The sequence below is a fragment of the Pseudomonas oryzae genome, assembly GCF_900104805.1.
Lineage (GTDB): Bacteria > Pseudomonadota > Gammaproteobacteria > Pseudomonadales > Pseudomonadaceae > Geopseudomonas > Geopseudomonas oryzae.
The window spans coordinates 2,161,481-2,187,418 of sequence record NZ_LT629751.1 but is presented as its reverse complement, the minus strand read 5'-3'; the positions used below and the strand labels follow the sequence as shown (position 1 = coordinate 2,187,418).

Genomic DNA, 25,938 nt, shown 5'->3' with positions numbered 1-25,938 from the left:
GTGGGAACGATCAAAGGGAACGATCAAGCCTGCGCGGCCTGATAGAAATCCCGGGCGGACAGCCTCACTCCCGCGCCGTCCCGCTATTGCGCAACAAGTAGCTGTCCATGATCCAGCCGTTGCGCTCGCGCGCCCGCGCACGGGTCGCGGCGATGCGTTCCGCCACCTCGTCCAGCGGCCCGGCGATCAGGATCTCGTCCGCCGTCCCCACATAAGCCCCCCAATAGATATGCAGGCGCTGGCCGACGAAACGCAGGTAGGTGTCCTTGGCATCGAGCATCACCGCCACGCTGTCCACGCCCTGCGGCCAGCCTTCGGCGAGCAGGCGGCCGGTGGTGATTTCCACGGCGCGGCCGATGCTGTTGAGCGGCACGCGGTGGCGGGCGGTGAGGGCCTGCAGGCTGGTGATGCCGGGGATCACATCAAAGCTGAGGTCGCTGCGCGCGGCGGCGATGGCCTCGATGATGCGGATGCTGCTGTCGTACAGCGAGGGGTCGCCCCAGACCATGAAGGCGGCGACTTCGCCATCGCTCATCTGCTCGTCGATCAGTTGCTCGAACACCGCCTGCTTGTCGCGGTTCAGGTCGTCCACGCTGGCGCGGTAGTCGGCGGCGTCGCGTTCGCGCTCCGGCTGCTGGCCTTCGGCGAAGCGCGGGCTGTGGCCATCCAGAAAGCGCGCGCAGATTTCACGGCGCAGGGCGTTGAGCTTGTGTTTGGCCGGGCCCTTGTCCATCAGGAAGATCACGTCGGCGCGGCGCAGGGCGTTGATCGCCTGTTGGGTGATGTAGTCCGGGTCGCCGGCGCCGATGCCGACCAGCAGCAGTTCTTTCATGGTCTGTTCCAGGTGGGCGCGCGGGGACTCGGCGCCAGTTCGTCGATATGGTGGTAGTCGGCGCCCAGCTCGGCGGCCAACTGACGGGCGCGGCCGAGGCGGATGGGCGCGCGCTCGATGTCCAGCAGCAGGCCGGGGCAGGGCAGCGCGGCCAGGCGCGGCCAGTCGCGCAGGCGGCCGTCGGTGAGCAGCAGCAGGCGCTGGCGTTCGCCCGGCTTGTAGCGCTGGCGGCGCACCAGCCAGAGCGTGGCCAGTTGCAGGGCTTCGATGATCGGGGTGCCGCCGCCGGCGCCGAGTTGCTGCAGCCAGCTGTGCAATTCGCTGGAAGCCTTCCGTCCCTGCCACAGCCAGCGCGGCTGGGCGCCGCCGGCTTCGAGCACGGCCAGGCGCGCGCGCTGGCGGTAGGCGCTGGCGAACAGCTCCGCGAGCAGGCCCTTGGCCTGGGCCAGCGCGCCGTGGCGGCGGGTGCTGGCCGAGGCGTCGACGATCACCAGCCACAGCTCGCCGGGGCGCAGCTGACGGGCGTGCCAGCGCAGATCGGCGTGGCGGCGCGGGCGGCCGTGGGCGAGGGTCGCCGGCCAGTCGATGCGCGTGGGCGCGCCGTTGCCGCGGGCGCCGCTGCGTCCGCCTGGGGCCTGGCCGGGGAGGGGTAGGGCATCCGCGCCTGTGGCCGGGCGCGGGCGGATGCTCAGGGCTTTTTTGGCCAGGCCGGCGGCGCGCGGCGCTCGCCGACCGCCACGGCCTGCGGCGGCAGCGCGCCCCACTGGCCTTCGCCCCGCTCCTGTTGGGAGGGCTGTTGTTCCGACTGGTTCGGTGCCGGTGGCTGGCTGGCGGCGGGTGGCGTTTGCCCGCGGCGGCGATGGGCGAGGACGAAGGGCTCCAGGGCGTCGATATCCTGCGCCTCGATCCGGCTCGCGCCGCGCCAGGCGGCGTGGGCGCGGGCGCCGCGCAGCCAGACCAGGTCGGCGCGCAGGCCGTCCACGGCGGCGGCGAAGCAGCGCTGGGCGATGGCGTCCAGGCTGGCGTCGTCCAGCGGGATTTCGCTCAGGCGTCGGCGCGCCTCGGCGCAGCGCTGGCGCAGGGCGTCCTGCTCGCGCTGCCATCGGGCGAGGAAGGCCTGCGGCGCCTCGTCGAAGGCCAGGCGGCGCCGGACGATCTCGGCGCGCTGCGCGGGCTCGGGCGTACCGCCGAGCTGCACCTTGAGGCCGAAGCGGTCGAGCAACTGCGGGCGCAGCTCGCCTTCCTCGGGGTTCATGGTGCCGATCAGCACGAAGCGCGCCGGGTGGCTGTGCGACAGGCCATCGCGCTCGACGTGGTTGATGCCGCTGGCGGCCACGTCGAGCAGCAGGTCGACCAGGTGGTCGGGCAGCAGGTTGACCTCGTCGACGTAGAGCACCCCGCCGTGGGCGTTGGCCAGCACGCCGGGGGAGAAGCGCGCGCGGCCCTCGCCGAGCGCGGCGTCGAGGTCGAGGGTGCCGACGATGCGTTCCTCGCTGGCGCCCAGCGGCAGGGTGACGAAGCGCCCGCCGTCGAGCAGGTCGGCCACGCCGCGCGCCAGGGTCGACTTGGCCATGCCGCGCGGCCCTTCGATCAGCACGCCGCCCAGGGCCGGATCGATGGCGGCCAGGCACAGCGCCAGTTTGAGGTCGTCGGCGGCCACCACGGCGGCCAGGGGGAAATGGGGCTGCATGGCGTTATCTCGGATCAAAGGTTGAAAGGGCACGGGGGGATCGGTTAGCGTGGCAGCCATAGTTTCGGAGATATCCATGTCGCCTCGTCCTTCCCTGAACCGCCTCGTTCGCTCCGCCGCTGTCGGCGTGGCCGGCGTGCGCGCGCAGGTCGCGGCGGCCGGTTATTTCTTTTACGGGTATTGGTTTAGCCAACGGCGCGCCTGATACCCCACAGGCGCCCCAGAGCAAAGGGTCGCCACCAGCCAGTTTCACGAAACCCCGGTCGGCCACCCGACCGGGGTTTTTGTTTTTCCGGCCCATAAGGCCAGCACGCTGCACACAGAGGATCGCAACATGACTGCTCATTACCGCACCTATTACCGCACCTACGCCTGGCGATTTAGCAGCGCTGCCGCGCACCACCGAGATTCCAGTCGAACACTCAGATAGCGCGCCGCGCGTGGCATGAGGCCACGCCGGGCGAGGACCACCGCCATGAATGCTTCCGTTACCGCTCTGCGCGCACAGCCCGTGCCGCCGCTCACCACTCGCCGCCGCGAAACCCCGCTGCCGAGCCCCACCGATCTGCGCCAGCAGCTGCCGCTGCCCGCCGCTCTCGCCGCCCAGGTGCAGGCCCAGCGCGAGGCCATCCGCGCCGTGCTCGACGGCCGCGATCCGCGCCTGCTGGTCGTCGTCGGCCCCTGTTCCCTGCACGATCCCGTTTCCGCCCTCGAATACGCCGACCGCCTGGCCGCGCTGGCGCCGCAGGTCGGCGACCAGCTGCTGCTGGTGATGCGCGCCTACGTCGAGAAACCGCGCACCACCATCGGCTGGAAGGGCCTGGTGTACGACCCGCAGCTGGACGGCAGCGGCGACATGGCGGAGGGCCTGGCGCTGTCGCGCCGGCTGATGCTGGCCATGCTCGAACGCGGCCTGCCGCTGGCCACCGAACTGCTGCAGCCGCTGGTCGCCGGTTACTTCGACGACCTGCTGGGCTGGGCCGCCATCGGCGCGCGCACCAGCGAATCGCAGGTGCACCGCGAGCTGATCAGCGGCCTGGATCTGCCGGTGGGCTTCAAGAACGGCACCGACGGCAGCCTGAGCATCGCCTGCGATGCCATGCGCTCGGCGGCGCACGCGCACCAGCACTTCGGCGTGGACGGCCTGGGCCGGCCGGCGCTGGTGCAGACCGACGGCAACCCGGATACCCATCTGGTGCTGCGCGGTGGTCACGGCGGGCCGAACTTCGATGCCGCCAGCGTCGCCGTGGCACGCGCGGGGCTGGCCAAGCAGGGCATCGCCGCGCGGATCATGGTCGACTGCAGCCACGCCAACAGCGGCAAGGACCCGCTGCGCCAGCCGGCGGTGCTGGCCAGCGTGCTCGACCAGCGCCTGGCCGGCGACGGCACCTTGCGCGGGGTGATGCTGGAGAGCCACCTGGAAGACGGCTGCCAGCCGCTGTCCGCCGAGCTGCGCTACGGCGTGTCGATCACCGACGGCTGCCTGGGCTGGAGCGGCACCGAGGCAATTTTGCGCGAGGCGGCGCAGCGCTTGCGCGCCGCTGGCTGAGCCGGCCATCAGCCTTCCTCCGCATCCAGCAGCAGGTTCTCCAGCGCCGCGCGGTACTCGCCGGGGTGCTCCCAGAGGCCGCGTTGCTGGGCTTCCAGCAGGCGTTCGAGGATGTCCTGCAGGGCGCCGGGGTTGTGCCGCTGGATGAAGTCGCGGGTGTCCCTGTCGAGCAGGTAGGCGTCGGCCAGCAGGGCGTACTGGTGATCCTCGACCAGTTCGCTGGTGGCGTCGAAGGCGAACAGGTAGTCGACGGTCGCCGCCAGCTCGAAGGCGCCCTTGTAGCCGTGGCGCTTCATGCCCTCGATCCACTTGGGATTGGCGGCGCGGGCGCGCACCACGCGGCTCAGCTCCTGCTGCAGGCTGCGGATGCGCGGGGCGTCCGGCTGGCTGTTGTCGCCGTGGTAGCTGGCGACCCGGGCGCCGCGCAGGGTTTCCACCGCCGCCAGCATGCCGCCCTGGAACTGGTAGTAGTCGTTGGAGTCGAGCAGGTCGTGCTCGCGGTTGTCTTGGTTGTGCAGCACCGCCTGCAGCTGCTCCAGCCGTTCGGCGAACTGCGCGCGTGCCGGGGTGCCTTCGGCGCCCTTGCCGTAGGCGTAGCCGCCCCAGTTCAGGTAGACCTCGGCCAGGTCGGCGCGGGTCTGCCACAGGCGTTCCTCGATGGCGTTCTGCACCCCGGCCCCGTAGGCGCCGGGCTTGGCGCCGAACACGCGCCAGCCGGCCTGGCGGCGTGCCTCGGCCTCGCCCAGGCCGCTATCCTCCAGGCGCAGCGCCTCGCGCCAGACCCGTGCCGACAGCGGATTCAGCTCCTCCGGCTCGTCGAGGTCGGCGACCGCCTGCACGGCGTCGTCGAACAGGCGGATCAGGTTGGCGAAGGCGTCGCGGAAGAAGCCGGAGACGCGCAGGGTGACGTCCACCCGCGGGCGGCCGAGCTGCTCCAAAGGCAGCACCTCGAAGCGCTCGACGCGCTGGCTGCCGGCCTGCCACACCGGGCGCACGCCGAGCAGGGCGAGCGCCTGGGCGATGTCGTCGCCGCCGGTGCGCATGGTCGCCGTGCCCCATACCGACAGGCCGAGCTGGCGCAGGTGGTCGCCGTGGTCCTGCAGGTGGCGTTCGAGCAGGCGCTCGCTGGCCAGCACGGCGATGCGCCAGGCGGTGGGGGTGGGCAGGTTGCGCACGTCCACCGAATAGAAGTTGCGCCCGGTCGGCAGCACGTCGAGGCGCCCGCGGCTGGGCGCGCCGCTCGGCCCGGCGGGCACGAAGCGGCCGGCGAGGGCGGCGAGCAGCCCGCCCATCTCCGCCGGACCGCAGGCGTCCAGCAGCGGGGCGATGCGCTCATGCAACTCGTCGAGAACCAGCGCGCTGGCCGGGCCGACGGCGGCGCCCTCGCGGCCGCCGATCAGCTGCAGGGCCAGCAGTTCCAGGCGCTCGCGGGTGTCGCCGGCCGTGCGCCAGGGACCCTCGCTCAGCGCGAGCAGGGCGGCGGGGCGCGGGCCGGTCCAAGGCTCGGCCATGGCGCAGTCGAGCGGGTCGAAGTCCAACGCCAGGTCACGGGCCAGCGCGCGCAGCAGGCTGGCGTTGGCGCCCTGGCCGTCGCCGCGGGGCAGGCGCAGCAGCGCCAGCAGGGTGTCGCGGCGCAGCGCGCCGGCCGGCGATTCGCCGAATACGTGCAGGCCGTCGCGGATCTGCGATTCCTTGAGGTCGCACAGGTAGGCGTCCAGCTGCGGCAGCCAGCTGTCCGCATCGTCGTTGAGCTGCAGGCCCAGCTCGCGGTCGAGGCTGGTCTCGCGCACCTTGCGCAGGATCTCGCCGCGCAGTTCCACGGCGCGGCGCGGGTCGAGCTGGCTGGCCTCGTAGTATTCGTCGGCCAGGCGCTCCAGGTCGCGCAGCGGGCCGTAGCTCTCGGCGCGGGTCAGCGGCGGCATCAGGTGGTCGACGATCACCGCCTGGGTGCGCCGCTTGGCCTGGGCGCCTTCGCCGGGGTCGTTGACGATGAACGGGTAGATGTTTGGCAGCGGGCCGAGCAGCGCGCCGGGCCAGCACTGTTCGGACAGGCCGACGCTCTTGCCCGGCAGCCACTCCAGGTTGCCATGCTTGCCGACGTGGATCACCGCGTCGGCGGCGAAGGTGCGGCGTAGCCAGAAGTAGAAGGCCAGGTAGCCGTGCGGCGGCACCAGGTCAGGGTCGTGGTAGACCGCGGCGGCGTCGAGTTGATAGCCGCGCGCCGGCTGGATGCCGACGAAGGTCTGGCCGAAGCGCAGGCCGGCGATCATCAGCCGGCCGCTGCGGAACATCGGATCCTGCTGCGGGCCGCCCCAGCGCTGCAGCACGGCTTCTCGGTTGGCAGCCGGCAGTTCATCGAAGAACTGCTGGTAGTCGGCCAGCGCCAGGCTCTGCGCGCAGGGACGCAGGTCGAGGTTGTCCAGGTCGTTGGTCACCCCGCCGAGCAACTGGTGGATCAGCGCGGTCCCGCTGTCCGGCAGGTCTTCGACCGGGTAACCCTGCTGCTCGAGGGCGCGCAGGATGTTCAGCGCGGCGGCCGGGGTGTCCAGGCCGACGCCGTTGCCGATGCGTCCGTCGCGGGTCGGGTAGTTGGCCAGCACCAGGGCGACGCGCTTGGCGGCGTTGGGCCGGCGCGCCAGTTCGCACCAGCGGCGCGCCAGCTCGGCGATGAAGTCCATGCCCGGCAGGTGGGCGTGGTAGCAGACCACGTCGCTCTGGCTGCGCTCGCTGCGCCAGGCCAGGCCCTTGAAGCTGATCGGCCGGGTGATCAGGCGGCCGTCCAGCTCGGGCAGGGCGACGTGCATGGCCAGGTCGCGCGTGCCGAGGCCCTGGGCGCTGGCCTGCCACTGTTGTTCGCTATCCAGGGCGCAGAGGGCCTGCAGGACGGGCACGTCGCGGCGGAAGGGGCGCAGCCCCGGCGCTTCCGGGTTGCTCATGGCAAAGCCGGTGGTGTTGAGGATCACGCTGGCGCCGGCCTGGTCCAGCCAGTCCTCGACCCGGGCGAGGCACGCCGCTTCCTTGAGGCTGGCCACGGCGATCGGCAGCGGGTTGAGGCCCTGCATCTGCAGGCGTTCGCAAAAGGCGTCGACGAAGGCGGTGTTCGCCGCCTGCACGTGGGTGCGGTAGAACAGCAGCGCCGCCACCGGCCGGTCCGCCTGCCAGTCGGCGCGCCAGTGATCGAGCGCGGCGTCGCTGTGGCGCGGGTGATGGATGCCGACGCGGGGCAGGGCGCGCGGCTCCCGCCAGGGGTAGTCGCGCTGCAGGTACAGGCTGGCGATGCAGTGGAAGAAGGCGCGGGCGTTGTTGACACCGCCCTGGCGCAGGTACTGCCAGAGCCGCTCGGACTCGGCCGCGGCGACGTTGCCCAGGCCGCTCAGCTCGGGATCGGGGCTGTCGTCGCCGGGCACCAGGATCAGCTTGGCGCCGCGCGCGGCCAGCTCGACCAGCCGCTCGATGCCGTAGCGCCAGTAGCTGACGCCGCCATGCACGGAAATCAGGATGACCTTGGCGTGCTGCAGCACCTGCTCGACGTAGAAGTCCACCGAGGCGTGGTTGGGCAGCTGCGCCGGGCTGGCCAGGCGCAGGCTCGGGTAGTCCTCGGGCAGCTCGCGGGCGACCGCGGCCAGCAACGACAGGTGCGAGTCGCCGGTGCAGAGGATCGCCAGCTCGGCCGGCGTCTGGCCGAGGTCGGCGATGCTGTCGGCCGGCAACGGGACGCCGGGCTGGGTGCGCAGCAGGTGCATGGGAGATCAGCCGGCCAGCGCCGCCTGCAGTTCGGCGGCGATGGCCGCCTGGTCCAGCGCCTGGCCGATCACCACCAGGCGGGTGAGGCGCGCCTCGTCGGCCTGCCAGGCGCGGTCGAAGTGCTTGTCGAAGCGCTGGCCAACGCCCTGCAGCAGCAGGCGCATCGGCTTGCCGGGGATGGCGGCGAAGCCCTTGATGCGCAGGATGCCGTGGCTGGCGACCGCGTCCTTCAGCGCTTGCAGCAGGCGCGTCTCGTCGGCCGCGGGCAGCTCCACGGCGAAGGAGTCGAACTCCTCGTGGTCGTGGTCCTCGTCCTCCTCGTCGTGGTGGGTGCGGCGGCCGTCGATGTGCAGCTCGGTCTCGCAGTTGAGGCCGAGCAGCACGTCCAGCGGCAGCTCGCCGCCGTGGGCCTCGACGACCTTGACCGCCGGCGGCAGCTCCTCGGCGACTTCCATGCGCACCGCGGCCAGCGCCTCGGCGTCGAGCAGGTCGGCCTTGTTGAGGATGACCAGGTCGGCGCTGGCCAGCTGGTCGGCGAACAGCTCGTGCAGCGGCGACTCGTGGTCGAGGTTGGGGTCCTGCTTGCGCTGGGCGTCGACCTGCTCGGGGAAGGCGGCGAAGGTGCCGGCGGCCACGGCCGGGCTGTCGACCACGGTGATCACCGCGTCGACGGTGCAGGCGTTACGGATTTCCGGCCAGTTGAAGGCCTGCACCAGCGGCTTGGGCAGGGCCAGGCCGGAGGTCTCGATGAGGATGTGGTCGAGCTCGCCGCGGCGGGCGACCAGCTCGCGCATCACCGGGAAGAATTCTTCCTGCACGGTGCAGCACAGGCAGCCGTTGGCCAGCTCGAAGACCCGACCGCTGGCTTCCTCTTCCGAGCAGCCGATCGCGCATTGCTTGAGGATTTCGCCGTCGATGCCCAGTTCGCCGAACTCGTTGACGATCACCGCGATGCGCCGGCCTTCGGCATGGCCGAGCATGTGGCGCAGCAGGGTGGTTTTGCCGGCGCCGAGGAAGCCGGTGACGATGGTGACGGGAAGTTTGGCGAGGGATTTCATCGAGGGCCCCGGAGCGTCGGTGGGAGTGACGGACGGGCAGGGGCGGGCCGCGCAGTCGAGCACGCGCAGGCCAAGCACCACCGGATCACCCCGCCCGGACAGTTGAAGTTCTTGCGAGGCAGGTCTCCTGGCTCACGGCTGGCGCATCGCGCATCCCCTTCACCTTCCCGCCGGCAGGCAGTGGTCCATCGAAGGGGCGTTGACCGTTCACAGTTGCGGGGGCAGCCACGGCTTCACCGTGTTCCCTCTTAGCTCCGGCCAGAGGGGGCCGGAGAACCTCGAAGGCGCGAAGGCTACGCAGTGGCTGCGGGCAGGTCAACCGTGGCGGTGGGGTAGGCGCATGAACAGTAGGGCGCCCGGTTCGCGGCGCGTAGAGGCGCATTCATCGGCTATGAGCCCGGAAACTTTTGCCAAGGCATCTTGCTGGGGTGGGCAGCCTCGTAGGGTGGGCTTTAGCCCACGCTGCCCTTTGGTGGGCTGAAGCCCATCCTACGGCCTCACGCAGGCATAACCGCTTCATTCGTCTAAAGGCCGCGCGCAGGCGAGTGAATTCTCCCCTGTATTCCCGGTCGGCCAACCGTCGCGGTTGACGCTGGCGGGGGCTGCGTGCTGTTCTAGAAAAAGCTGTTTCAGGTGTCTCGCGCCGCCGTGCGCGAGGTGAAACGGGAAGCCGGTGGGTCTCTGACGAGACGAGTCCGGCGCTGCCCCCGCAACGGTAAGCGATCGAAGGGTCATCCACGCCACTGTGCCTCGTGCATGGGAAGGCCGACCCGGTTCCTGCAAAGGCGTCGCAAGCCCGGAGACCGGCCTGAATCCTCGTTTGGCAACCCGCGGCGGGCGGGTGCGCGCCGGATCTGGCCCTGTGGGCCTGCTCGTGCTGCGTTCCTTCTGCGCCGTTTTTCACCTCATCAGAAGGTCAGCTCATGTCCAGCAGCGCACTATCGTCTTCCGCCTCCGTCACCCTCCCTCTCTCGCAACGCCTGCTCCTCGCCGTCGGCAGCTGCCTGCTCGGCGCGGCGCTGATCTTCGTCGCCGGCTTCTCGCACCTCGAAGTGGTGCACAACGCTGCCCACGACACCCGGCACAGCGCGGCGTTTCCCTGCCACTGAGCCATGCTCCCGCTCGGTAGGGGCGAATTCATTCGCCTTCGCGGGGGATTTTGGCGAATGAATTCGCCCCTACAGGCGCATGTGGTGGCTCTGTGCCATCGCGCCCCAGCCTCGAGAAGTTCTGTCGATGATCAAACGCATCGCCCAAACGGCCGGTTTCGCCGGCCTGTTCGCCGCCATCGTGCTGACCCTGCTGCAAAGCCTGTGGGTCAGCCCGCTGATCCTGCAGGCGGAAACCTACGAAACCGGCGCGAGCGCCGGACACGAGCCTGCCGCTGCTGAGGCTGCTCACGACCACGCGCATGCCGCCGGCCACGAGCACGGGGCAGAGGCCTGGGCGCCCGAGGACGGCTGGCAGCGCCTGCTGTCCACCGGGCTGAGCAATCTGGTGGTGGCGGTTGGCTTCGCCCTGATGCTGGCGGGCCTGTTCACCCTGCGCGCGCCGGGGCGCAGCTGGCAGGGGCTGCTGTGGGGGCTCGGCGGTTTCGCCACCTTCTCGCTGGCGCCGTCCGCCGGCCTGCCGCCGGAATTGCCGGGCACCGAGGCTGCCGATCTGCTGCTGCGCCAGTACTGGTGGCTCGGTACCGCCACGGCGACCGCCGTCGGCCTGGGCCTGCTGGCCTTCGGTCGCGACTGGACGTGGCGCCTCGCCGGCGTGCCCTTGCTGGCGCTGCCACACCTGGTCGGCGCGCCGCAGCCGGAGGTGCACGTGAGCCTGGCGCCGGCCGCCCTGGCGCAGGAGTTCGTCGTCGCCTCGCTGCTGACCAACGCGCTGTTCTGGTCCGCCCTGGGCCTGGCCGCGGCCTGGTTCCACAGCCGCGCGCGCAGCGCATGAGCGTGCGGCACGTCGTCGGCCTCGGCTGTCGGCGCGGCTGTTCGATGGGCGAGCTGCTGGAGCTGCTGGAGCAGACCTTGCGCCAGCAGGGCCTGCAGGCGGCTGACCTGGACTGCCTGGCCAGCAGCGCGCACAAGGCCGACGAAGCCGGCCTGCGCGAGCTGGCCGAGCACCTGGGCCTGCCGCTGGCGCTGCTGCCGGCTGCACGGCTCGCCCGCTACCACGAGCGCCTGAGCCGGCACTCCGTCCTGTCCCTGCGCATCACCGGCAGCGCCGGGGTGGCCGAGGCCAGCGCCCTGGCCCAGGCCGAGGCCCTCACGGGGGGCCGGGCCAGGCTGCTCTGCGCCAGGAGCAGCAGTGCCCGCGCCACACTGGCGATCGCCATAGTCTGATTCCTGGAGTCTCCATGACTGTCTATTTCATCGGCGCCGGCCCCGGCGACCCCGAGCTGATCACCGTCAAGGGTCAGCGTCTGCTGCGCAGTTGCCCGGTGATCCTCTACGCCGGCTCGCTGGTCCCCGAGGCGGTGCTGCAGGGGCATAGCGCCGAGCTGGTGGTCAACACCGCCGAACTGCATCTGGACGAGATCATCGCGCTGATCAGCGCCGCCGACGCGCGCGGCCAGGACGTGGCCCGCGTGCACTCCGGCGATCCGTCCCTGTACGGCGCCATCGGCGAGCAGATCCGTCAGCTGCGCGCGCTGGGCATCGCCTTCGAGATCGTGCCCGGCGTCACCGCCACCTCGGCCTGCGCGGCCCTGCTGGAAAGCGAGCTGACCCTGCCGGAGGTAGCGCAGACGGTGATCCTCACCCGATACGCCAGCAAATCGAACATGCCCGAGGGCGAGCAGTTGGGGGACTTGGCGCGCCACCGCGCCACCATGGCCATCCATCTGGGTGTCCAGCATCTCGGCCGGATCGTCGCCGAGCTGTTGCCGCACTACGGCAGCGACTGCCCGATCGCCGTGGTGCACCGCGCCAGCTGGCCGGATCAGGACTGGGTCAGCGGCACCCTCGCCGATATCGAGCAGCGGGTGCGCGCCAAGGGCTTTCGCCGCACGGCGCTGATCCTGGTCGGCCGGGTGCTCGGCGCCGAGGGCTTCGCCGACTCGGCGCTCTACCACCAGGACACCCGCCACCTGTTCAGGCGGGCCGGCGACGCAGGCAGTACAGACTCGCACTGACCTTGCCGCGGTTGTCGGCGATGGCGATTTCCGCGCCGCGCTCGTGTAGCTCCAGGTTGATCCGGCTGGCGAACAGCTGGCGGACGAAGGCGCGGTACTCCAATGTTTCGCCGGTCGCCAGCCGCGGAGCGAGAAAGGCATGCAGGGCCGGCAGGCTGAAGGTCCAGCTCGCCGGCGTGCAGGCGAAGCCCGCGGCGCGCAGCTGCTCGATCAGGGCGGCGTCGCCGTGCAGGATGCGCTGGCAGCAGTCGAGAAAGGTTTGCACGGCCGGGGTCATGGCAGCGGGGGGTGTCCGGGAGGGGGCGGGGCAGTGTTGCAGATCGCGGCGTCCGGCGACAGCCGAGGGCGATTCGCTGTAGGGGCGAATTTATTCGCCTGACGAGGCCGCGCCGGCGAATGAATTCGCCCCTACAGAGTGAAACCGACTCCGCTTGCCTTGCGCCGCCCTTGCCGGGCAACCTGTTGCCCTCAATTGGCCGGCCCGGTTGGCGGCGGGCCGGCACCCACTCATGCCAGGACGGGCAGATGCGCGACTACCAATGGCTCCACGAATACTGTCTGAACCGTTTCGGCTCGGCCGCCGAGCTGGAGGCGCGCCTGCCGGTGCCGAAGAGCGCCGACGAGCTGCGCGCGATCACTGACGACCGCTACCTGTCGCTGCTCAGCCTGCGGGTGTTCCGCACCGGCCTCAAGCACAGCCTGGTGGACGCCAAGTGGCCGGCCTTCGAGGCGGCGTTCTTTGCCTTCGATCCGCACAAGGTGGTGCTGATGGGCGCCGAACACCTCGAGCGGCTGATGCAGGACGAGCGCCTGATTCGCCACCTGGCCAAACTCAAGAGCGTGCCGCGCAATGCCCAGTTCGTCCTCGACGTGGCCCGCGAGCACGGCAGCTTCGGCGCCTGGCTGGCCGCCTGGCCGGTGGACGACATCGTCGGGCTGTGGCGTCAGATCGGCAAGCACGGCTGCCAGCTGGGCGGCCTGTCCGCGCCGCGCTTCCTGCGCATGGCCGGCAAGGACACCTTCATCCCCACCGACGACGTGGTCGCCGCGCTCAAGGCCCAGGGCATCGTCGACAAGGCGCCGAGCAGCCAGCGCGATCTCGCCGCCGTACAGGCGGCCTTCAATACCTGGCAGGCGCAGAGCGGTCGCCCGCTGTGCCAGCTGTCGGCGATGCTGGCCTTTACCGTCAATCACTGAGCGGGGCGCCGCCGCATGCCCTCCGCTGCGGCGCTCGGTCGCAGCCGGGCGGGCTGCAACCAGAGCGTCATCTGCGCCCCGTAGGCTGTGCCGTGCTACGCACGGTGTTCTACGGTCGATGAGCGCAAGCCTTCTATTTCGCGGGTTTCAGGGCTGCCGAGAGCAGCGGAAACGGCCAGACGGCGCTGCTAGCCTACAAAGTCACATCCCGCACGATAAAATTTGCAAATTGACTTGATAGCCGGCATAGTCGCCCACCATCGAATTTCAAAAACTTTACAACGACACGGTCGTGCCCATGCTCAAACGCTTCGCACCCCTCGTGCCAATTACCCTGGCCCTCCTGTTGACCGCCTGTGCCAGCACCTCCCAGCAGCACAGTGCCTACGATGGCTCGCAGCAAAGCCTGTCCTTCGAACTGGATGCCGAGGCCGCCGCCAAGGCGCAGGAATCCAGCATCGAAGAACAGCTGCTGGACGACAAGCCCTACGAGCTGCCGGCGCTCAGCGCCATCCTCGTGCGCGGCTTCTCGCTGATCGGCACCCCCTACCGCTTCGGCGGCACCTCGACCAGCACCGGCTTCGACTGCAGCGGCTTCATCGGCTACCTGTTCCGCGAGGAGGCCGGCATCAAGCTGCCGCGCTCGACCCGCGAGATGGTCAAGCTGCCGGCGCCCAAGGTGGCCCGCCACGATCTGCAGCCGGGCGATCTGATCTTCTTCGCCAGCCGCGGTCGGGTGAACCACGCCGGCATCTATATCGGCGATGGCGAGTTCATCCACTCGTCCAGCACCCGCAGCGGCGGGGTGAGGGTGGACAAGCTGTCCACCGACTACTGGAACAACCACTACCTGATGGCCAAGCGGGTCATCGACTGAGCAGGGCGCCGCTATAAGCGGCGCTTTGTCGTCATGCAGCTTGCATAACGGCGACCAGCGCAGCTAGGGTCAGAGTATTTAGCGCAGGGATTTGCCCACCATGACCGCCCCGGCTCGTCTCGCCTGCATCCTCGCTGCACTCTTTCTTGGCGCCTGTTCTTCCCGGGCGCCGCTTCCCCCTCCCAGTGTTTCCGTTCCCGCACCGTCGCCGCAGGCCGAGGATGTGCTGTTCCGCGCCATCGGTCTGGTCGGCACGCCCTATCGCTGGGGCGGCAATACTCCGGACAGTGGCTTCGACTGCAGCGGGCTGATCGGCTACGTCTACCGCGACGCCGCCGGACTGCAGCTGCCGCGCAGCACGCGCGAGATGAGCGCGCTGCCGGCGCCGCAGGTGCCGCGTCAGCAACTGCGCTCGGGGGATCTGGTGTTCTTCGCCACCAACGGTGGCCGGCAGGTCAGTCATGCCGGCATCTATGTCGGCGAGGACCGCTTCGTCCATGCGCCGAGCAGCGGCGGTACGGTGCGGCTCGACAGCCTCAACGACAGCTACTGGCAACAGCGCTATCTGGACGCCCGCCGCGTGCTGGCCGGGGAGCGTCTGGCGCACATGCCCTGACACCCGCCCGGCCGCTCCTTCAGTTGCGTTCCCAGGTCACGTCCAGGTGGGTTTCGTTCTCGGTGTAGGTGTACTTCACGCTGCCGTCGTAGGCCGCTTCCAGGGCGTGGCCGATGCGGTTGGCCAGGTGGATGCCCGTGGTGCCGACCATCACCTTGCCGTCTTCCTCGCTGATGCCGATCAACCGCTCCAGGGCGTGCTCCTTGCGCTCCATCTCCTCGGTATTGCGGATCAGGTTGAGGATTTCCTCGCGGTGCGCCTGCAGGAAAGCCCCCGACAGGACCACGTTGCCGGCGGCGTCGTTGGCGGCGATGCGCTGGCAGGCCGGGCAGGTGGTGTCTTCGGGCTGGCTGCCGGCCGTGCGCTGCCATGACCAGCGTCCGGCGTTGAAGTAGGCGTCGCAGCCGGTGCAGTGGGCGCTGCCCGCCAGGTGTTGGTGGGCCTTGTCGCGATCATGGTGCTGAGGCTGGTTCAGCGTCTCTTTGTGGCCCTGCTGGTGCTTGTCCATAACCGACTCCCGCTGAAAGGTTCTTCGGCCGGCCATGGATCTCCCATGGCCGTTGCATGTCCCTTGCAGTCTTGAAAAGCCCTGCGGGGGACGGGTTGATTATGGTCAAGCCTGTTCCGCCAGCCTTAGTCGCATTTGCTGTTGGTTCGCCGGTTCAGATAGCGATTCGTCCTCGACGGCTGCTCTTGCAGGTCCGCCCCGCGGGTATAGGCTTGCAGGACGAGCCCTTCGTGCATGCCCTTCGGCAGGAGTTCGCCATGAAGCACAAAGCGCAGATCGAGGTGCCGATTCCCGACCGGGTGGCGGCCGGCCAGACCCTGGCCGGACTGCTCGAGGCATACCGCAACCGACCCGACGCCATCGTCCTGGCCCTGCCGCGCGGCGGCGTGCCGGTGGCCTGGGAGATCGCCCGCGAGCTGGCCTTGCCGCTCGACCTGCTGCTGGTGCGCAAGCTCGGCATGCCGGGGCACGAGGAGTACGCCATGGGCGCCATCGCCAGTGGCGGGGTGCGGGTGATCAACGAGGAAGCGCTGCGCTTCAGCCGGATCGACCCGGCGGCGCTGGAGGCGGTGACGGCGCGCGAGCAGCGCGAGCTGGAGCGCCGCGACCGCCTCTATCGCGGCGAGCGGCCGCAGCCGGAGCTGCGCGATCGGCAGGTGCTGCTGGTCGACGACGGCCTGGCCACCGGCTCGACCATGCGCGCGGCGGTACAGGCGGTGCGCCAGCGGGGGCCGGCGCGCATCGCGCTGATCGCGCCGGTGGCCTCCCACGAGGCCCTCGCCATCCTCAGGCCGCTGGTCGACGAGATCGTCTGCCCGCTGGTGCCGGACTGGCTGTCGTCGATCGGCGAGTGGTACCGCGACTTCGGCCAGACCAGCGACCGCGAGGTGCAGGAGCTGCTGCGTCTGGCCTGGGAGCGGACGGCCTAGTCCGGGTTATTCCCAGCGGCCCGGCTGGTAGGAGAACACCGGCAGCGACCACGACCAGCGGATCGCCGCCAGGCGCAGGGCCAGGCCGAAGCCGAACGAGGCGAGCAGGGTGATGTCCTGGTCGACGCCCATGTCGTGCAGGGTCAGGTAGAGCATGGCCACCAGCATCGACACGCTGGCGTACAGCTCGTGGCGCAGCACCACCGGCACGCGCTGGCAGAGGATGTCGCGCAGGATGCCGCCGAAGATGCCGGTGATCATGCCGGCCATGACGATGACCGGCGGCGAGTAGTCGAGCTGCAGGGCCACGTTGCAGCCGATCACGGTGAAGGCGATCAGGCCCATGGCGTCGAGGATCAGGAACACCTTGTAGAGATGGTGCATGAAGCGCGCGACCAGCATGGTGAACAGGCCGGCGCCGATGGTCAGGTAGATGTAGGAGGGGTGCTGAGTCCAGCCGACCGGGAAGTTGCCGAGCAGCATGTCGCGGACGGTACCGCCGCCGAGGGCGGTGATGAAGGCGATCATCGCCACGCCGAACATGTCCATGTTGCGACGGCCGGCCGCGAGGGCTCCGGACATGGCTTCGGCGGTGATTGCGATGAGATAGATGTAGATCAGCAAGAGAGGACTCCTCAGTCCGAATCGCCTCTCCCTCTGTCCTGCTTACCTGAGAGTTTGCACAGCCGGTGGCTGCTTGCCCCTTCGGTGGACTGCTCGCGGCAGCCTCTCTCCAGATGGCGTCAATCGTGACTTCGCAGTTCCTGAGCCTGAGCGATTATGGGAGTTTGCGCCTTCGGCGGAGCGCCCGGGATCACCGTCGCGCTCACTCTCCTGCGAAGTGACACATTATACGCCCGTGAAGCGTCCTTGCCAGTAGCAGATGGTCTGCTCTGGTGCAGGGCAAATAGTTCTGCCTCAATTCAGTGCCCTGCGCAGGAGTTCGACGCAGAACTCCTCCTCATAGGGCGGCACGTTGCACTCGATGATGTCGGTGGGCGCGACCTGCAGGCGCACGCCGGTGATGTCGGCGCGCACCGGCTGTCGGGTGACGCAGCGGTCGACCAGCACCGCCGAGCGCACTTCCGCGGCGCCCAGGCCGGCCAGCCAGGCGCAGGCGCGCAGCAGCGAGTGCCCCTCGTAGAGCACGTCGTCGACCACCAGCAGGCTGCAGCGCGACAGGTCGCGGGCGGCCAGCTCGGGGTTCTCGGTCAGCGCGGTCTCGGCGTGCAGCAGGCTGAGGTCGTCGGCGTAGCGCTTCAGCCGCAGCGGGTAGAGCGGCCAGCGCGGCCGGCCATGGCGTTCCGCCAGGGCGTCCTGCAGGCGCTGCGCCAGCGGCTCGCCACGGCGCAGGATGCCGACCAGCAGCACCTCCTGACGCGCATCGAACAGCGCCGCCGCCTGCCGGGCCATGGTCTCGATCACCGCCTCCAGCTGGAGCGGCGAATACAGGCGGAAGCGTTCGCCGGCGGGCTTGCTGTGCATGACGGCACCTCGCGGGGGGAGTGGGCCGTTACAGCATAGATCCGCCGGCGGGCGCGGTCAGGCGGTCAGCGCCTCCAGGCGCGCCAGCCAGGGGGCCCGCTCGGCGTCGTCGACGAAGGCGGCCTCCAGGCTGTTGCGGGCGATGCGCGCCAGCTCGGCGCGGCTCAGGCCCAGCGCCTCGGCGGTCTGCCGGTAGTTCTCCAGCACGTAGCCGCCGAAGTAGGCCGGGTCGTCGGAGTTGATCGTCACCTTGAGGCCGGCGTCGAGCAGCGTCTTCAGGTTGTGCTCGGCGAGGCGGGCGAACACGCACAGCCTGACGTTGGACAGCGGGCAGACGGTCAGCGGCACCTGCTCACGGGCCAGGCGCGCGAGCAGTGCCGGATCCTCGGCGGCGCGCACACCGTGGTCGATGCGCTCGACCCCGAGCAGGTCCAACGCCTCGACGATGTAGGCCGGCGGGCCTTCCTCGCCGGCGTGGGCGACGAGGTGCAGACCCAGCTCGCGGCAGCGTTCGAACAGGCGGGCGAACTTGCTCGGCGGATGGCCGCGCTCGGAGGAGTCGAGGCCGACGCCGTGGATGCGCGACAGGTGCGGCAGGGCCTGCTCGAGGGTGGCGAAGCCGTCCGCCTCGCTGAGGTGGCGCAGGAAGCAGAGGATCAGCCGCGAGCTGATCCCGTAGCGCTGCCGTGCCTCGCGGCAGGCGCGCTCCAGGCCGTCGAGCACGGTGGCGAAGGGCACGCCGCGCGCGGTGTGGGTCTGCGGGTCGAAGAACAGTTCGGCGTGCACCACGCCGTCGGCGGCGGCGCGGGCGAAGTAGGCCATCGCCAGATCGTAGAAGTCCTGCTCGTGGAGCAGGGCCGCGGCGCCGGCGTAGTAGAGGTCGAGGAAGCTCTGCAGGTCGCTGAAGGCGTAGGCCGCGCGGGTCTCCTCGACGCTGGCCCAGGGCAGGGCGACGCCGTTGCGCGCGGCCAGGGCGAACATCAGCTCCGGCTCCAGGGTGCCCTCGATGTGCAGGTGCAGTTCGGCCTTGGGCAGGGCGCGCAGGTAGTCTTCAAGGTCCATGGGGATCTCCCGGCTCCGGTTGAGAGGTCTGTGTTCAGCGTAGGGCAGGGCGCTCAGAGACGCTCGGCCCGCTCCAGGGCGGCCAGCAGCGAGGCGTCGCGCTGGTAGAGGTCGGGGCGATAGTGCAGACGTCCGTCGGCGTCGACCTCCACCGTCCAGTAGGCCACCAGGACGGTCACCGGTCGCGGCAGGTTGACGTTTTTGGTCTCGCCGCTGGCCTGGATGGCGGCGATGCGCTCGCGTTCGGCCGGCGTGGCGTCGGCGAGCAGGAAGTCGAGCAACTGGTGGACCTGCTCGACCCGCACGCAGCCGGAGCTGAACACCCGCGGCAGCTTGTCGAACAGCTGCTGGTTGGGCGTGTCGTGCAGGTACACCGCGAAGGGGTTGGGGAAGCGGATGGCGACCACGCCCAGCGCGCTCTTCGGGCCGGCATCCTGGCGCAGCAGGATGCCATGCGGGTTGTACCAGTCGACCTGGCGGGGATCCAGCTCCTGGCCGGAGTGGTCGAGCACGCGCATGTGGTTTTCCGCCAGATAGCCGATGTCGCGGCGGATCTCCGGCAGCTTGTCCTGGCGGAAGATGGTCGGCGGCACCGTCCAGGTCGGATTGAGGGTCAGGTGGGTGATGCGCGACTTGAGCAGCGGCGTCGGGCGCTCGGCGCGGCCGACCTGGGTGCGTGCCTGCCACAGGCGCTGGCCGTCGTGGTAGTAGCTCACCGTGGCGCCGGCCACGTCCACCAGCACCATGCTCGGCTCGGCCTCGCGGGCCAGCCAGCGCAGGCGCTCGAGATTGACGCGCAGCTGGTCGCGGCGTGCCGCCGGGCTGACGTTGAGCTCGTGCAGGGTGGAGGGGCCGACGATGCCGTCGTCCTGGATGTGATGAAGGCGCTGGAAGGCCACCACCGCCTCCTCCAGCAGCGGGTCGTAACGGTCGGACTCCTGCAGTTGCGCGCGGTCCGCGACGGCGGCTGCGCTCAGGTAGCCCTCGGCGGCCAGGCGGCGGGCCAGCGCGGGAACGCGGACATCGCGCCTGCCGGGGCGCAGCAGCGGACCGGCGTCGATCGTCTCCCAGTGCGGCAGCGGCTGGCGGCGGGCTTCTGCCCAGGCGTGGCGCAGTTCGCGGTAGGGCCTGAGCTGCGGACGGGCCTGGGCGAAGGCGGCCGGCAGGTCGTCCACGGCGGCGAGCGCGAAGGCTGGCGGGGCGAGCGGGCGGACCGGCGGCGGGGTGTGCGGCGAGTGCCAGATCGGTTCCACGCTGCTCGCATCGAGCCGGCCCCAGCCGAGGTGCTGCAGCGCCTGCAGGTAGATGTGACTGGCCAGCACGTCGGCGCAGGGCGTCTGGCGCTGCTCGCGCGAGTGGCTCAGGCGGCGCAGGTCGGCGAGCCGGTAGCTGTCCGGGTCGAGGCCGTCGTCGGCCAGCTGCGCGAGCTGTTCCTGCAGTTGCTCGAGGCGTCCGCGCGCGTCCCAGATGGGGGCGAAGTTGCTCTGCCGGTAGAAGCCGCGCAGGGTCTCGCGCTCGGCGGGCGACAGGGGCAGCGCCGGTGTGGCGCAGGTCAGCTGCGCCTGCTCCAGCTGCAGATCGATGGCCGTCCTCGCCCCGGCATCCGGCGTGGCGGCGAAGGAAAGCGGGCTGGCCAGCAGCAGGATCGCCAACCAGGGTGTATGTTTTTTAGACAAGCGCTCAACTCCCGTGCACCCAATGCTTGCTAGAATGCCCGACTTTGCGGGCAATGGCATGGCAGGGATCCGGTTGTGCGTGCCCGATCATATGCAGGACGGCAGAATCAACGACAGGGCGTCGAGGACAGCTGCAGCGTGGCGACGCGGCGCACATGAATGTGGGCGCGGGCTTGCCAGGCTTGGCCAGGACAACAGAGGACCCCTTTCCCATGACCAGACTGCTCCGCTCGCTCTGGCTGGCCGCAGGTCTCGCGGCCTTCTCTTCTCCGCTGCTGGCGAATACTCCCGGCGCGCCGTCGCTGCTCGACAGCCTGGCCAAGGCCGCGCCCACCCTCGATCGCGAGGTGCTGCGCCATGCCCTGGCGGCCATGCAGTGCGCGGTCAACAACGGCTCCGCGCCGGCCGACCGCCTGGCGGTGATCGACTTCTCGCTGCCCTCCACCGAGCGTCGCCTGTGGATCTTCGACCTCGAGCGCCAGACCCTGCTGCTGCGCGAGCTGGTCGCCCACGGTCAGGGTTCCGGCGACAACTTCGCCACCCGCTTCTCCAACCGCGAGGGCAGCCACCAGTCGAGCATCGGTCTGTTCCGCACCTCGGAAACCTACGTCGGCCAGCACGGCTACTCGCTGCGCATGGACGGCCTCGAGCCCGGCATCAACGATCGTGCGCGCGAGCGGGCCATCGTTATCCATCCGGCCGAGTACGTGCACCCGACCTGGATCCGGCGCCACGGCCGCCTCGGCCGCAGCCACGGCTGCCCGGCGGTGCGTCCGGAAGTGGCCCGTATGGTGGTAGACAGCCTCAAGGGCGGCCAGTTCATGTTCTCCTGGTATCCCGACCGCCAGTGGATGCGCTCTTCCGCCTACCTCAACTGCAAGCCGCAGCGGGTCGCGGCGATCCTCGCTGCGCGCAAGGATTCGGAGGGCTGAGGTCTCCGGGCGGGGCGCTTCAGGCGTCCTGCCGCCCGTGGCGCAGGTAGGCCAGCCAGTACACCCCGGCTACCAGCAGGCTGCCGCCGAGCAGGTTGCCGGCGGTGCTCGCCGCCAGGTTGCGCGCCGCATCCAGGGTCGACAGCGTGCCCTGTGCGTCCAGCGCCAGGCCCAGCGGCAGGAAGAACCAGTTGGCGATCGAGTGCTCGAAGCCGAGGGCGACGAAGGCACTGATCGGCAGGAGAATGGCGAGGATCCGGTCGGTCACGCTGTGGCCGCCCATCGCCAGCCATACCGCCAGGCACACCAGGACGTTGCACAGGATGCCGCGGGCGAAGGCCGCACCCCAGGACAGCTCGGCCTTGGCGCGGGCGATCTGCAGTGCCGTCTCGCCCAGCGCGCCGCCGCCGAGGCTGGCGGTATCCGCCCACAGCACCAGGGCCACGGTGCCCAGGCAGCCGAGCACGTTGCCCAAATAGACCAGCAGCCAGTTGCGCAGCAGCGCGCGGGTGCCGATCAGCCGGCTGGCCCAGGCCATCGCCAGCAGGTTGTTGCCGGTGAACAGCTCGGCGCCGGCGATCACCACCAGCACCAGACCGAGCGAGAAACTCAGCCCGCCGAGCAGGCGGGTGACGCCGAAGCCCAGTTTGCTGCCGGTCACCACCACGGTGAAGAACAGTGCGCCGAGGGAGATGTAGGCGCCGGCGAGCAGCGCCAGCACCAGCAGGGTGAGGGCGTCGGCGCGCGCCTTGGCCACGCCCAGCTGCGCCACGCGCTCGGCGATCTGGCGCGGCTGGAAGGCGTCGGTGAACAGGTGTGCTCTGGGCATGGGCGGCCATCCGTGCGGGAACCCTGCCGGCAAGTCTAGACGGCGGCTTGGCTCACAGCGTCTGGGGCAGTGGCCGGTCGGGCGGCGCGCCCTCGTCGCACTTGCGGCACTCCAGCGCGTGGCCGAGCATCCGCGTGCGTCCCGCGATGCTGGTCACCCACGGCCGGCAGACCCACGGCGGGTTGTGGCGCACGTGCTGGTTGTGCCCGCAGGCCAGCTCGGCGACCCAGTGGTCTTCCTCGTCGCGATGATATCCGCAGATCGGCTGTTTCATCGCCGCAGGGTAGCAGCCGGCCGTTCTCCCGCGACACCCATTGTCGCACCCGGGTGGCACAATGCGCGTTCTGTCGGTGAAGGGAGCAGGACATGCGGGACAACGAGCTGACACCCGGATTGATGGTGGTGCACGGCAACCGCCTGGAGGAGCTGCGCGCGCTGGCGGTGGCGTGGATGCAGCGCCATCCGCTGGCGCCGCTGGAGAACGAGGTGGTGCTGGTGCAGAGCAACGGCATCGCCCAGTGGCTGAAGCTGGCGCTGGCCGGCCAGGACAGCTGCGGCATCGCCGCGGCGATCCAGGTCGAGCTGCCGGCGCGCTTCCTCTGGCAGAGCTACCGGGCGGTGCTGGGCGACAGCATTCCCCGCGAGTCGCCGCTGGACAAGGCGCCGCTGACCTGGCGGCTGATGCGCCTGCTGCCCGGCCTGCTGGAAGGCGAGGCCTTCGCGCCGCTGCGCCATTTCCTCGCCGACGACAGCGACCTGCGCAAGCGCCACCAACTGGCCGAGCGCCTGGCCGACCTGTTCGACCAGTACCAGGTGTACCGCGCCGACTGGCTGGCCGACTGGGCCGCCGGGCGCGATCAGCTGAACACCTCGCGCCATGGCGCGAGGCCCCTGGACGAGGCGGCGCGCTGGCAGCCGGCGCTGTGGCGCGCGCTGCTGGCGGATGTCGGCGGCGAGCAGCTGGCCGAGAGCCGCGCCGGGGTGCACCCGCGCTTCGTCGAGCGCCTGCGCGGCGTGGAGGCCAGGCCGCGCGGCCTGCCGCGGCGGGTCATCGTGTTCGGCATCTCCTCGCTGCCGGCGCAGACGCTGGAGGCGCTGGCCGCCCTGGCGCGCTTCAGCCAGGTGCTGCTCTGCGTGCACAACCCCTGCCGGCACCACTGGGGCGACATCGTTCCCGACCAGGACCTGCTGCGCCACCAGTACCGCCGCCAGCAGCGCAAGATCGGCATGGCGGCGGAGTTGTCCGTCGAGGCGCTGCACCAGCACGCCCATCCGCTGCTGGCTTCCTGGGGCAAGCAGGGCCGCGACTACATCAACCTGCTCGACCGGCACGACGACCCCGAGCACTACCGCCAGCGCTTCGCCGCCTTCGGCCAGCGCATCGACCTGTTCGACGACGAGGAGCGCCCTGCGCCCGCGCACCTGCTCGGCCAGCTGCAGGACGACATCCTCGAGCTGCGCCCGCTCGCCGAGACCCGCGCCACCTGGCCGCCGCTCGATCCGGCGAGCGACCGCTCGCTGCGCTTCCACGTCGCCCACAGCGCCCAGCGCGAAGTGGAGATTCTCCACGACCAGCTGCTGGCGCGCTTTTCCGCCGACCTGACGCTGCGCCCGCGCGAGATCATCGTCATGGTTCCCGACGTCAACGCCTACGCGCCGCACATCCAGGCGGTGTTCGGCCAGTACGCCCAGGACGATCCGCGCTTCGTTCCCTTCACCCTGGCCGACCAGGGCCAGCGCGGCTGCGAGCCGCTGCTGATCGCCGTCGAGCACCTGCTCAGGCTGCCCGAGGGCCGCCTCACCGTCAGCGAGGTGCTCGACCTGCTCGACGTGCCGACGCTGCGTGCGCGCTTCGGCATCGACGAGAGCGAGCTGCCGACCCTGCACCGCTGGATCGAGGGCGCCGGCATCCGCTGGGGCCTGGACGCCGAGCGCCGCGCCGCCCTCGGCCTGCCGGACGGCCTGGAGCAGAACACCTGGCGCTTCGGCCTGCGTCGCATGCTGCTCGGCTATGCGGTGGGCAGCGGTGCGGCCTGCGCCGGCATCGAGCCGTATGACGAGATCGGCGGCCTGGATGCCGCGCTGATCGGCCCGCTGGTCAGGCTGCTGGATGCGCTGGACACTCTGCACCGGCGCCTGTCGCGCCCGGCCTGCCCGGCCGAGTGGGGCGCCACCCTGCACGGCATGCTCGGTGACTTCTTCCAGGCGCAGAACGAGCGCGACGAGACCCTGCTCGGCCAGCTGGTCGAGGCCCTGGAGGGCTGGCTGGAGCTGTGCGGCTCGGTCGAGCTGGTCGAGGCGCTGCCGCTCACCGTGGTGCGCGAGGCCTGGCTCGGCGCGCTGGACCAGGGCCGCCTGAGCCAGCGCTTCCTCGCCGGCGCGGTGAACTTCTGCACCCTGATGCCGATGCGCGCGATCCCGTTCCGCATGGTCTGCCTGCTCGGCATGCACGACGGCGAATACCCGCGCAGCGTGACGCCGCTGGACTTCGACCTGATGGCCGGCGACTACCGTCCCGGCGACCGCTCGCGTCGCGAGGACGACCGCTATCTGCTGCTCGAGGCGCTGCTCGCCGCCCGCGAACAGCTGTACATCAGCTGGGTGGGGCGCAGCATCCGCGACAACAGCGAGCGGCCGGCCTCGGTGCTGGTCGGCCAGCTGCGCGACCACCTGGCCAGCGGCTGGACCCTGGCTGGCGGCGGCGACCTGCTGCACGCCCTGACCACCGAGCACCCGCTGCAGCCGTTCAGCCGCGTGTACTTCGCCGGGAGCGATCCGGCGCTGTTCAGCTACGCCCGCGAGTGGGCCGAGCTGCACCGTGCGGCCGGCGCTACGCCGGCCGGGCAGGCGCTGCCGCCGTTCCAGGCTGACGCGCCGCTGGCGCTGGAGACTCTGCAGGGCTTCCTGCGCGATCCGGTCAGGCACTTCTTCACCCAGCGCCTCAAGGTGCACCTCGACGAGGAGGCGCAGGCGCAGCTCGACGACGAGCCGTTCGCCCTCGATGGCCTGCAGCTGCACCAGTTGCGCCAGGAGCTGCTCGGCGCCGCCAGTCTGGCGCTGGAGGCGGGTGCCGCGCAGGTCGAGCCGGCGCTGCAGGCCACCGCCCTGCGCCTGCAGCGTAGCGGCCGCCTGCCGCTGGCCGGCTTCGGCGAGCGCCTGCGCGAGCAGGTGCTGGCGCCGCTGCCGCTGCAGATGCAGCAGTTCGAGGCGCTCTGCGCGCTGTGGCCCGAGCGGCTGGAGTCGCCCCGACCCCTGCAGTTCGCCCATGCCGGCGTGGTGCTGGACGGCTGGCTGGGCGGCCTGCGCACGCGCGGCGACGGTGCCGAGCTGGCGCGCATCGAGCTGCAGCCCGGCGATCTGAGCAAGGGCAAGAGCTGGAAGTGGCATCGCCTGCTGCGCCCCTGGGTGGCGCATGTCGCTGCCGCGGCCTGCGGCCTGCCGCTGACCACCCTGCTGGTCGGCGAGGATGTCGGCCTCGGCTTCCCGCCGCTCGGGCAGGAGCCGGCGCGGCAGATCCTCGGCCGCTGGCTGGAGGGCTGGCGGGATGGGCTGAATGCGCCGCTGCCGGTGGCGCTGGAGACCGCGATTGCCTGGCTGAGCGGCGAGGACGAGACCAAGGCCGCCGAGGCCGCCCGCAAGGCCTACGAAGGCGACGACTTCAGCCACCGGGGGGAGGTCGGCCGCAGCGCCAGCCTGGCCCGCCAGTACCCGGATTTCGCCGCGCTGGTCGCCGACGGCGAGTTCTACCAGTTGAGCCACGACCTCTATCAGTCGCTGCTCCAGGCGCCGATCGACGTACTCGGGGAGGAGGCCCGCGCATGAGCCAG

The 25,938-nt window shown here is 70.6% G+C and carries 24 protein-coding genes and 4 riboswitches; of the genes, 11 read left to right on the top strand and 13 right to left on the bottom strand.

The features are described 5' to 3' along the window. Positions 1 to 64 precede the first annotated feature (64 nt). The 3 genes from cobF to BLT78_RS09690 are packed head-to-tail and all read right to left on the bottom strand — an operon-like array spanning position 65 to position 2,522. Positions 65 to 832, bottom strand: a complete 768-nt coding sequence (gene cobF, locus BLT78_RS09700) for a precorrin-6A synthase (deacetylating) (protein ID WP_090348781.1) — start codon at positions 830 to 832, stop codon at positions 65 to 67. Further along, positions 829 to 1,539, bottom strand: a complete 711-nt coding sequence (locus BLT78_RS09695) for a vWA domain-containing protein (RefSeq protein WP_408003112.1) — start codon at positions 1,537 to 1,539, stop codon at positions 829 to 831. Before BLT78_RS09695 ends, cobF begins: the two co-directional genes overlap by 4 nt. Further along, positions 1,521 to 2,522: an ATP-binding protein gene (locus BLT78_RS09690; RefSeq protein WP_090348779.1), complete on the bottom strand. Its 1,002-nt coding sequence runs from the start codon at positions 2,520 to 2,522 to the stop codon at positions 1,521 to 1,523. The genes BLT78_RS09695 and BLT78_RS09690 overlap by 19 nt, the downstream gene beginning before the upstream one ends. Before the next feature lie 475 nt (positions 2,523 to 2,997). Between BLT78_RS09690 and BLT78_RS09685 the strand changes: the two genes are divergently transcribed. Then, entirely contained in the window at positions 2,998 to 4,071 is a 1,074-nt protein-coding gene (locus BLT78_RS09685) for a 3-deoxy-7-phosphoheptulonate synthase (RefSeq protein WP_090348778.1), read from the top strand. An 8-nt stretch (positions 4,072 to 4,079) separates the two neighbouring features. Here the strand turns inward: BLT78_RS09685 and cobN are convergent, their stop codons facing one another. Then, positions 4,080 to 7,814, bottom strand: coding sequence for a cobaltochelatase subunit CobN (gene cobN / locus BLT78_RS09680; protein WP_090348777.1), 3,735 nt, complete (start codon positions 7,812 to 7,814; stop codon positions 4,080 to 4,082). A gap of 6 nt (positions 7,815 to 7,820) precedes the next feature. Further along, positions 7,821 to 8,873 carry a cobalamin biosynthesis protein CobW gene (gene cobW / locus BLT78_RS09675; protein ID WP_090348776.1) on the bottom strand — a complete coding sequence of 351 codons (1,053 nt, stop codon included), beginning with the start codon at positions 8,871 to 8,873 and terminating at the stop codon, positions 7,821 to 7,823. Between the two features lie 100 nt (positions 8,874 to 8,973). Beyond that, positions 8,974 to 9,169: riboswitch (cobalamin riboswitch) on the bottom strand. Between the two features lie 318 nt (positions 9,170 to 9,487). Beyond that, positions 9,488 to 9,699: riboswitch (cobalamin riboswitch) on the top strand. Positions 9,700 to 9,796: 97 nt separating this feature from the next. Between cobW and BLT78_RS09670 the strand changes: the two genes are divergently transcribed. The 4 genes from BLT78_RS09670 to cobM all read left to right on the top strand — a co-directional run bounded on the left by BLT78_RS09670 (position 9,797) and on the right by cobM (position 12,000). Further along, a complete protein-coding gene (locus tag BLT78_RS09670) occupies positions 9,797 to 9,982 on the top strand; it encodes a CbtB domain-containing protein (RefSeq protein ID WP_090348775.1) in 186 nt (61 codons plus the stop codon). A gap of 127 nt (positions 9,983 to 10,109) precedes the next feature. Next, complete coding sequence (locus BLT78_RS09665) at positions 10,110 to 10,817, top strand: CbtA family protein (RefSeq protein ID WP_090348774.1); 708 nt, start codon at positions 10,110 to 10,112, stop codon at positions 10,815 to 10,817. Continuing rightward, positions 10,814 to 11,209 (top strand): cobalamin biosynthesis protein, encoded by a 396-nt coding sequence (locus tag BLT78_RS09660; RefSeq protein WP_231975763.1) that lies wholly within the window; start codon positions 10,814 to 10,816, stop codon positions 11,207 to 11,209. The genes BLT78_RS09665 and BLT78_RS09660 overlap by 4 nt, the downstream gene beginning before the upstream one ends. A 14-nt stretch (positions 11,210 to 11,223) precedes the next feature. Further along, a complete protein-coding gene (cobM, locus tag BLT78_RS09655) occupies positions 11,224 to 12,000 on the top strand; it encodes a precorrin-4 C(11)-methyltransferase (RefSeq protein WP_090348773.1) in 777 nt (258 codons plus the stop codon). Here cobM and BLT78_RS09650 read toward each other — a convergent pair. Then, positions 11,960 to 12,265 carry a hypothetical protein gene (locus BLT78_RS09650; RefSeq protein ID WP_157719518.1) on the bottom strand — a complete coding sequence of 102 codons (306 nt, stop codon included), beginning with the start codon at positions 12,263 to 12,265 and terminating at the stop codon, positions 11,960 to 11,962. The two genes, cobM and BLT78_RS09650, sit on opposite strands and share 41 nt — an antisense overlap. 260 nt (positions 12,266 to 12,525) lie before the next feature. Between BLT78_RS09650 and BLT78_RS09645 the strand changes: the two genes are divergently transcribed. From BLT78_RS09645 to BLT78_RS09635, 3 genes are all read left to right on the top strand, one after another. Next, positions 12,526 to 13,197, top strand: coding sequence for a DNA-3-methyladenine glycosylase I (locus BLT78_RS09645; protein WP_090348771.1), 672 nt, complete (start codon positions 12,526 to 12,528; stop codon positions 13,195 to 13,197). A gap of 298 nt (positions 13,198 to 13,495) precedes the next feature. Beyond that, entirely contained in the window at positions 13,496 to 14,074 is a 579-nt protein-coding gene (locus tag BLT78_RS09640; RefSeq protein ID WP_090348770.1) for a C40 family peptidase, read from the top strand. A gap of 100 nt (positions 14,075 to 14,174) precedes the next feature. After that, complete coding sequence (locus BLT78_RS09635; protein WP_090348769.1) at positions 14,175 to 14,690, top strand: C40 family peptidase; 516 nt, start codon at positions 14,175 to 14,177, stop codon at positions 14,688 to 14,690. 19 nt (positions 14,691 to 14,709) lie between these two features. Here BLT78_RS09635 and BLT78_RS09630 read toward each other — a convergent pair whose 3' ends face one another. Next, on the bottom strand, positions 14,710 to 15,198 hold the full coding sequence (locus BLT78_RS09630) for a BCAM0308 family protein (RefSeq protein WP_090348768.1): 489 nt from the start codon (positions 15,196 to 15,198) through the stop codon (positions 14,710 to 14,712). A 257-nt stretch (positions 15,199 to 15,455) separates the two neighbouring features. Between BLT78_RS09630 and BLT78_RS09625 the strand changes: the two genes are divergently transcribed. After that, complete coding sequence (locus tag BLT78_RS09625) at positions 15,456 to 16,127, top strand: phosphoribosyltransferase (protein WP_090348767.1); 672 nt, start codon at positions 15,456 to 15,458, stop codon at positions 16,125 to 16,127. Positions 16,128 to 16,133: 6 nt separating this feature from the next. Here the strand turns inward: BLT78_RS09625 and BLT78_RS09620 are convergent, their stop codons facing one another. From BLT78_RS09620 to BLT78_RS09605, 4 genes are all read right to left on the bottom strand, one after another. Beyond that, complete coding sequence (locus BLT78_RS09620) at positions 16,134 to 16,751, bottom strand: trimeric intracellular cation channel family protein (RefSeq protein WP_090348766.1); 618 nt, start codon at positions 16,749 to 16,751, stop codon at positions 16,134 to 16,136. A 23-nt stretch (positions 16,752 to 16,774) separates the two neighbouring features. Then, positions 16,775 to 16,874: riboswitch (glycine riboswitch) on the bottom strand. Between the two features lies 1 nt (position 16,875). Then, positions 16,876 to 16,974: riboswitch (glycine riboswitch) on the bottom strand. 71 nt (positions 16,975 to 17,045) lie between these two features. Next, positions 17,046 to 17,612 (bottom strand): phosphoribosyltransferase family protein, encoded by a 567-nt coding sequence (locus tag BLT78_RS09615; protein WP_090348765.1) that lies wholly within the window; start codon positions 17,610 to 17,612, stop codon positions 17,046 to 17,048. A gap of 57 nt (positions 17,613 to 17,669) precedes the next feature. Beyond that, on the bottom strand, positions 17,670 to 18,674 hold the full coding sequence (locus tag BLT78_RS09610) for an adenosine deaminase (RefSeq protein WP_090348764.1): 1,005 nt from the start codon (positions 18,672 to 18,674) through the stop codon (positions 17,670 to 17,672). 53 nt (positions 18,675 to 18,727) lie between these two features. Then, on the bottom strand, positions 18,728 to 20,350 hold the full coding sequence (locus BLT78_RS09605; protein WP_231975761.1) for a L,D-transpeptidase family protein: 1,623 nt from the start codon (positions 20,348 to 20,350) through the stop codon (positions 18,728 to 18,730). Positions 20,351 to 20,562: 212 nt separating this feature from the next. Between BLT78_RS09605 and BLT78_RS09600 the strand changes: the two genes are divergently transcribed. After that, positions 20,563 to 21,282, top strand: coding sequence for a murein L,D-transpeptidase catalytic domain family protein (locus tag BLT78_RS09600; protein ID WP_090348762.1), 720 nt, complete (start codon positions 20,563 to 20,565; stop codon positions 21,280 to 21,282). Positions 21,283 to 21,301: 19 nt separating this feature from the next. Here the strand turns inward: BLT78_RS09600 and BLT78_RS09595 are convergent, their stop codons facing one another. Together BLT78_RS09595 and BLT78_RS09590 are read right to left on the bottom strand one after the other, a co-directional pair. Continuing rightward, entirely contained in the window at positions 21,302 to 22,111 is an 810-nt protein-coding gene (locus BLT78_RS09595) for a formate/nitrite transporter family protein (RefSeq protein ID WP_090348761.1), read from the bottom strand. Positions 22,112 to 22,163: 52 nt separating this feature from the next. After that, positions 22,164 to 22,385 carry a DUF3565 domain-containing protein gene (locus tag BLT78_RS09590; protein WP_090348760.1) on the bottom strand — a complete coding sequence of 74 codons (222 nt, stop codon included), beginning with the start codon at positions 22,383 to 22,385 and terminating at the stop codon, positions 22,164 to 22,166. Between the two features lie 92 nt (positions 22,386 to 22,477). Here BLT78_RS09590 and recC point away from each other — a divergent pair, with 92 nt between their 5' ends. Next, the gene (gene recC, locus BLT78_RS09585; RefSeq protein ID WP_090348759.1) at positions 22,478 to 25,933 is read left to right on the top strand and encodes an exodeoxyribonuclease V subunit gamma; all 3,456 of its coding nucleotides are present in this window, start codon (positions 22,478 to 22,480) and stop codon (positions 25,931 to 25,933) included. The last annotated feature ends 5 nt before the right edge of the window (positions 25,934 to 25,938 follow it).

Bases quoted from the DNA above. Each gene is read 5' to 3' on its own strand.
- cobF (WP_090348781.1), bottom strand. From the start codon at position 832: ATGAAAGAACTGCTGCTGGTCGGCATCGGCGCCGGCGACCCGGACTAC.
- BLT78_RS09690 (WP_090348779.1), bottom strand. From the start codon at position 2,522: ATGCAGCCCCATTTCCCCCTGGCCGCCGTGGTGGCCGCCGACGACCTC.
- BLT78_RS09685 (WP_090348778.1), top strand. From the start codon at position 2,998: ATGAATGCTTCCGTTACCGCTCTGCGCGCACAGCCCGTGCCGCCGCTC.
- cobN (WP_090348777.1), bottom strand. From the start codon at position 7,814: ATGCACCTGCTGCGCACCCAGCCCGGCGTCCCGTTGCCGGCCGACAGC.
- cobW (WP_090348776.1), bottom strand. From the start codon at position 8,873: ATGAAATCCCTCGCCAAACTTCCCGTCACCATCGTCACCGGCTTCCTC.
- BLT78_RS09670 (WP_090348775.1), top strand. From the start codon at position 9,797: ATGTCCAGCAGCGCACTATCGTCTTCCGCCTCCGTCACCCTCCCTCTC.
- BLT78_RS09665 (WP_090348774.1), top strand. From the start codon at position 10,110: ATGATCAAACGCATCGCCCAAACGGCCGGTTTCGCCGGCCTGTTCGCC.
- BLT78_RS09660 (WP_231975763.1), top strand. From the start codon at position 10,814: ATGAGCGTGCGGCACGTCGTCGGCCTCGGCTGTCGGCGCGGCTGTTCG.
- cobM (WP_090348773.1), top strand. From the start codon at position 11,224: ATGACTGTCTATTTCATCGGCGCCGGCCCCGGCGACCCCGAGCTGATC.
- BLT78_RS09645 (WP_090348771.1), top strand. From the start codon at position 12,526: ATGCGCGACTACCAATGGCTCCACGAATACTGTCTGAACCGTTTCGGC.
- BLT78_RS09640 (WP_090348770.1), top strand. From the start codon at position 13,496: ATGCTCAAACGCTTCGCACCCCTCGTGCCAATTACCCTGGCCCTCCTG.
- BLT78_RS09635 (WP_090348769.1), top strand. From the start codon at position 14,175: ATGACCGCCCCGGCTCGTCTCGCCTGCATCCTCGCTGCACTCTTTCTT.
- BLT78_RS09630 (WP_090348768.1), bottom strand. From the start codon at position 15,198: ATGGACAAGCACCAGCAGGGCCACAAAGAGACGCTGAACCAGCCTCAG.
- BLT78_RS09625 (WP_090348767.1), top strand. From the start codon at position 15,456: ATGAAGCACAAAGCGCAGATCGAGGTGCCGATTCCCGACCGGGTGGCG.
- BLT78_RS09615 (WP_090348765.1), bottom strand. From the start codon at position 17,612: ATGCACAGCAAGCCCGCCGGCGAACGCTTCCGCCTGTATTCGCCGCTC.
- BLT78_RS09610 (WP_090348764.1), bottom strand. From the start codon at position 18,674: ATGGACCTTGAAGACTACCTGCGCGCCCTGCCCAAGGCCGAACTGCAC.
- BLT78_RS09600 (WP_090348762.1), top strand. From the start codon at position 20,563: ATGACCAGACTGCTCCGCTCGCTCTGGCTGGCCGCAGGTCTCGCGGCC.
- BLT78_RS09595 (WP_090348761.1), bottom strand. From the start codon at position 22,111: ATGCCCAGAGCACACCTGTTCACCGACGCCTTCCAGCCGCGCCAGATC.
- BLT78_RS09590 (WP_090348760.1), bottom strand. From the start codon at position 22,385: ATGAAACAGCCGATCTGCGGATATCATCGCGACGAGGAAGACCACTGG.
- recC (WP_090348759.1), top strand. From the start codon at position 22,478: ATGCGGGACAACGAGCTGACACCCGGATTGATGGTGGTGCACGGCAAC.